Origin of the sequence: Nocardioides sp., from assembly GCF_035697785.1 — a bacterium.
GTDB lineage: Bacteria > Actinomycetota > Actinomycetes > Propionibacteriales > Nocardioidaceae > Nocardioides_B.
Window position 1 is genome coordinate 1 of record NZ_DASSCL010000033.1, and the last position, 5,360, is coordinate 5,360.

The following is a 5,360-nucleotide window of genomic DNA, read 5'->3' on the forward strand; positions in this document are numbered from 1 at the left end:
CACCCAGGGCTTCGGCACCGTGTGCCAGTGGGCGATCCAGTGCCTGAACATCCTCAGTGGCAACTTCGACCGCGAGGGCGGGGTGCTGTTCACCGAGCCGGCGGTCGACATCGTCGGCAAGCGCATCGTCGGTGCCGGCCATCGCGACGTGTGGCGCAGCCGGGTCAGCGGCATCCCCGAGCTCAACGGGGAGCTCCCGGTCAGCGTCCTGCGCGAGGAGATCGAGACCCCCGGTGAGGGGCAGGTGCGGGCGGTGCTGACGGTGGCCGGCAACCCGGTGCTGTCCACCCCGGACGGCCGCTCGCTCGGCGAGGCACTGGACTCGCTGGACTTCATGGCGGCGGTCGACCTCTACGTCAACGAGACGACCCGGCACGCCGACGTGGTCCTGCCACCGACCACCGCGTTGGAGCGCGACCAGTACGACCTGGTCTTCCACGCCCTGGCGGTGCGCAACACCGCGCGGTTCACCCCCGCCGTCCTCGAGAAGCCGGAGGGTGCGATGGAGGACTGGGAGATCTTCCGCGAGATCGCGCTCCGCACGGCGGCGCGGCTGGAGAAGAGGAAGCCGCTCGCGAAGGCCCTGCGGGAGCGCGCCCGGCTCAGCTTGAGCCCCCGGACGATCGTCACGGGGCTGCTGCTCGCCGGACGGCGTACGACGATGCGGGCACTGCGCGCCAACCCGGCCGGGGTCGACCTCGGCCCGCTGCGGCCCACGATGCCGGGACGCCTGCAGACCCGCGACAAGCGGATCCACCTGGCCCCCGACCTCGTGCTGGCCGACCTCCCCCGCCTGCGGGAGGCCATGGAAGCGGTCCACGACGACGAGCTGGTGCTGATCGGCCGACGCCACCAGCGCGACAACAACTCCTGGATGCACAACAGCGAGCGACTCACCCGCGGCCGGCCGCGGCACCAGCTGCTGATGCACCCCGACGACCTGGCCCGCCGCGGGCTGGCCGACGGCGCCCGGGTGCGCGTCACCTCCCGCGTCGGCGAGGTGGTCACGGAGGTGCGCGGGACCGACGAGATGATGCCGGGCGTCGTCTCGCTCCCCCACGGCTACGGGCACCAGGTCGACGGGGCCCGGATGGACAACGCGGCCAAGGTCCCGGGCGTCTCGATCAACGACCTCACCGACCCCCAGCGCCTCGACGTGTCGGGCAACGCCGCGTTCAACGGCACCCCGGTCGCGGTCTCCCCGGCCTGAGTGGTCGCTACCCGGCCGGCCCCTGCGGAGGCTCGATCACCACGGTCGGCGGTGTGCCGTCGTCGTCGGGACGCGCGGGAAGGCTGCGCTCGCGCAGGACCAGGTAGGCCGCGCGCACTCCGACCGCACGGTCGAGCTCGGCCTTGACCTGGGTGAAGAACTGGTCGCGATAGGTCTCGTCGGTGACCACGACGACGGTGAAGTAGAGCGCGGAGAAGGCGGCCAGGAAGACCGAGACCTGCACCAGCTCGACCGAGACGTTGGGCACGGCCGAGAAGTGGTGGGTGCCCTCACCGATCCAGGACTCCATCACCGAGTCCTTCATCACCACGGCGCCGAAGACCATGAAGAACAGGAACACCGAGACGGCCAGCACCAGCACCTGCACGGCCTGCACCACGACCATCACGAGCAGCAGGTTGGACCGCTCGTAGCCCTCGACGCGGGCGTGGGCCTGGACCTCCGCGTCGACGCGGTCGTCGTGGATGAGCTGCTCGACCTCGTCGGCCAGCGGGGTGGCACGGCACGCGCGGCGCAGCCGGTCGGCGTCGACGGCGGAGTCGGCGCCCTCGAGCTCCTCGGGGAGGCGCGTGAACAGGAACACGCCGGCCATCGCCGCGAACATCAGCACGGTCAGCCACAGCACGCCGCCGTCGAGGTTGGCCGCGACCTGCCACACCTCGGCGTTGATGAACAGGAACGTCACGAAGATCAGCAGCAGCGGCAGCGCCCGGGTCACCATCGGCAGCAGCAGGTGCAGGCTGCTCATCGTGCGGTTGACTGCCCACACCAGGATCGGCCGGCCGCGCAGCGCGGTGACGGCGTAGAACGCCGCGGCGAGCACGCCCACGATGGTCAGCCCGGCGGCCCCGAGGGTGAGGTCACCCACCGCCCAGGCGAGCACGACCGCGGCCGCGACCGCCCCCAGGGCGACCGCGATGCCGAGAGGCACGAGGCGCCGCGGGGTGAGTGCGTCGCGGGCGGCCGCGCGCTCGCCCGGCACGAAGTAGGGCAGGCCGTGCCGGACGAACCAGGTCTCGGTCGAGGCGATCGGGTCGTTCTGCTTCGATCCCCCGGCGGGTGCGCCGTGCGTCACGAGACGCCCAGCAGCTCTCGGGTGCGGGCCACGTCGCGCGCCATCGTCGCGACCAGCTCCTCGACGCCGTCGAACTTCTCCATCCCGCGGATCCGCGCCACGAAGGAGATCTCCACCGGCTCGTCGTACAGGTCGAGGTCGGTGTGGTCGAGGGCGTAGGCCTCCACGCGCCGCTCCCGTTCGCCGTCGAAGGTGGGGTTGGTGCCGACGCTGATCGCGGCGGGCATCGGGTAGCTGCCGGGCTCGTCGAGCAGAGTCAGCCAGCCGGCGTACACCCCGTCGGCGGGGGTCGCGACGTCGCCGACCGGCACGTTGGCCGTGGGGTAGCCGAGCTCCTTGCCGCGCCGGTCGCCGCGAGCCACGTGCCCGACCACGGAGTAGGGCCGACCCAGGGCCTCGGCGGCCCCGTCCACGTCGCCCGCGGCCAGGCAGGTGCGGACGTAGGTGGAGGACCAGACCTGCGGTCCGCCGTCGAGGGCGATGCCGTCGACCTCGAAATCCTGCTTCTCGCCGGCGTCGCGCAACGTGGCCACGTCGCCGGCGGCCCGCGCGCCGAAGCGGAAGTTGGCCCCGACCACGACGTGGGCCGCGTGCAGCCCGTCGCAGACCACCCGGTCGATGAACTCCTGCGGCGACCAGCTCGCGATCTCGCGGGAGAAGGGGATCACGAAGACGTCGTCGACGCCGGCCTCGGCGAGCAGCACGCAGCGGCGGTCGATCCCGGTGAGCATCGACGGGGCGTGCTCGGGACGCAGCACGGCCATCGGGTGCGGGTCGAAGGTGACCGCGACGACCCGCAGCCCGTCGCGGTCGGCGAGCTCCCTGGCCCGGCGTACGACGTGCTGGTGGCCGAGGTGGACGCCGTCGAAGTTGCCGATCACGAGCACGGTGCGGCCCAGGTCGGCCGGTACCTCGTCGAGGGATCGCCAGATGCGCACGGGACGAGGCTAGCGGTGGCGGTCAGACGAAGACCGCGACGGCCCTCGCCTGCTCGCCGGACTGCTCGTAGAGCGCGAGGAACTCGCCGTCGCCGGTGAGCAGCGCGACCGGCCCCTCGGCGGGCAGCTGCACGGTGAGCTTGCGGCCGAACCGCACGTCGGTGGCCTGGTCGTCGTCCAGCACCAGCGTGGGGAAGGCCGCGCGGGCCGCCTCGGCGATGGGGAGCACGGCGACGTCGTCAGCGAGCTTCTCGAGGGTGTGTGCGTCCTCGATGCGGTAGGGGCCGACCGCGGTACGCCGCAGTGCGACGAGGTGGCCACCGACGCCGAGGGCATCGCCGAGGTCGCGGGCGATCGCCCGGATGTAGGTGCCGCTGGAGCAGGACACCGAGATGTCGACGTCGTCGCCGCGCACGGCGTGCACCTCGATCGCGTCGATGCGCACCCGCCGTGCGGCGAGCTCCACCTGCTCCCCCGACCGCACCCGGGCGTAGGCCCGCTTGCCGTCGACCTTGATCGCCGAGACGGCCGACGGCACCTGGTCGACCTCGCCGACCATGGCCGCGAGGGCAGCGCGCACGTCGGCCTCGGTCACCGCGTCCGTGGGAGTGCGCGCGACGGTCTCACCCTCGGCGTCGTCGGTGGTCGTCGACTCCCCCAGCCGCACAGTGGCGTCGTAGGCCTTGTCGGTCACCAGCAGGTGTCCGAGCAGCCGGGTGGCGCGGCCGACGCCGAGCACGAGCACGCCTGTGGCCATCGGGTCCAGCGTGCCTGCGTGGCCCACCTTGCGGGTGCCCGCGAGGCGGCGCACCCGCGCGACGACGTCGTGGGAGGTCATGCCGGCGGGCTTGTCGACGACGACCAGTCCGTTCACCGGGTCACCGTCCCGGGCATGCTCCCGCGTCTGCGGGCTCACTCGCCCTCGTCGTCCCGGTCGTCCTCGCGCGGCTTCTTGTAGGGGTCGGCCTCGCCGGCGTAGTTCGCGCGCGCGGCCGCCTCGGCTGCCGCCGCGTCCGCCGCGCGCACCTTCTCGAGCAGGTCGTCGATGTGGCGGGCGTTCTCCGGCAGCGCGTCGTGGATGAAGTCCAGCGTCGGCACGTGCCGCATCCCGAGCTGCTTGCCGACCTCGGACCGGATCAGCCCCTTGGCCGACGCGAGGGCAGCCGCCGTCCCGTCGAGGTCCGGGCCCTCCCCCAGCACGGTGTAGAAGATCGTCGCCTGCTGGGTGTCGCCCGAGACCCGGACGTCGGTGACGGTGACGAACCCGAGCCGCGGGTCCTTGACCCGCCTCTCGAGCATCTCCGCCACGATCACCTTGATCCGGTCAGCGATCCTGCGGACACGTGGGTTGCTCATGACTGGCCTTGCTTTCCGTGGGTGGTGCGTTGGTGCGGGGGCGGTGGAGCCGGCCGGAGCCGACCCCACCACCCCACACGGGCGTCACGCCCGCGGAATCTCCTTCATCTCGAAGGCCTCCACGACATCGCCTTCCTTGATGTCGTTGAAGCCCTTGAGCACGAGACCGCACTCGAAGCCCTCGCGGACCTCGGCGGCGTCGTCCTTCTCGCGCTTCAGCGAGGCCAGATCCAGGTTGTCCTGGACCACGGAGCCGTCGCGGATCAGGCGGACCTTGGCGTTGCGCCGGATCACGCCACTGGTGACCATGCAGCCGGCGATGTTGCCGATCTTCGAGCTGCGGAAGATCGCGCGGATCTCCGCCTGGCCCAGCGTCTGCTCCTCGTACTCCGGCTTCAGCATGCCCTTCAGGGCGGCCTCGATCTCCTCGATGGCCTGGTAGATCACCGTGTAGTAGCGGATCTCCACGCCCTCGCGCTCGGCCATCTCGGTCGCCTTGCCCTGCGGGCGGACGTTGAACCCGATGATGATCGCGTCGGAGGCGGCGGCAAGGTCGACGTTGGTCTCGGTGATCGCACCGACACCGCGGTCGATGACGCGCAGCGACACCTCGTCACCCACGTCGATCTTGGCCAGCGAGTCCTCGAGGGCCTCGACCGAGCCGGACACGTCGCCCTTCAGGATCAGGTTCAGCTCCTGGGTCTCGCCCGACTCCATGGACTTCATGAAGTCCTCGAGCGTGCGGCGGACGCGGCGCTTG

Annotated in this window: 6 protein-coding genes; 1 reads left to right on the forward strand and 5 read right to left on the reverse strand. The window is 71.7% G+C overall.

Features of this window, described 5'->3' with window-relative positions:
• Window positions 1–1,210, forward strand: a 1,210-nt coding sequence (locus tag VFH10_RS03660; protein ID WP_325126039.1) for a molybdopterin dinucleotide binding domain-containing protein, incomplete at its 5' end; no start/stop codon positions are given.
• A 7-nt stretch (window positions 1,211–1,217) separates the two neighbouring features.
• Here VFH10_RS03660 and VFH10_RS03665 read toward each other — a convergent pair.
• From VFH10_RS03665 to VFH10_RS03685, 5 genes are all read right to left on the reverse strand, one after another.
• Entirely contained in the window at window positions 1,218–2,306 is a 1,089-nt protein-coding gene (locus tag VFH10_RS03665; RefSeq protein ID WP_325126041.1) for a hypothetical protein, read from the reverse strand.
• Window positions 2,303–3,244 carry a bifunctional riboflavin kinase/FAD synthetase gene (locus VFH10_RS03670; RefSeq protein WP_325126043.1) on the reverse strand — a complete coding sequence of 314 codons (942 nt, stop codon included), beginning with the start codon at window positions 3,242–3,244 and terminating at the stop codon, window positions 2,303–2,305. Before VFH10_RS03670 ends, VFH10_RS03665 begins: the two co-directional genes overlap by 4 nt.
• Before the next feature lie 22 nt (window positions 3,245–3,266).
• A complete protein-coding gene (gene truB / locus VFH10_RS03675) occupies window positions 3,267–4,160 on the reverse strand; it encodes a tRNA pseudouridine(55) synthase TruB (RefSeq protein ID WP_325126045.1) in 894 nt (297 codons plus the stop codon).
• The gene (rbfA, locus tag VFH10_RS03680; RefSeq protein WP_325126047.1) at window positions 4,157–4,600 is read right to left on the reverse strand and encodes a 30S ribosome-binding factor RbfA; all 444 of its coding nucleotides are present in this window, start codon (window positions 4,598–4,600) and stop codon (window positions 4,157–4,159) included. The genes truB and rbfA overlap by 4 nt, the downstream gene beginning before the upstream one ends.
• A gap of 84 nt (window positions 4,601–4,684) precedes the next feature.
• The coding region (locus VFH10_RS03685; RefSeq protein ID WP_325126050.1) for a translation initiation factor IF-2 at window positions 4,685–5,360 on the reverse strand (676 nt) is incomplete at its 5' end.

Excerpts from the sequence above, each read along its gene's own strand:
- rbfA (WP_325126047.1), bottom strand. The coding sequence starts at position 4,600 with ATGAGCAACCCACGTGTCCGCAGGATCGCTGACCGGATCAAGGTGATC.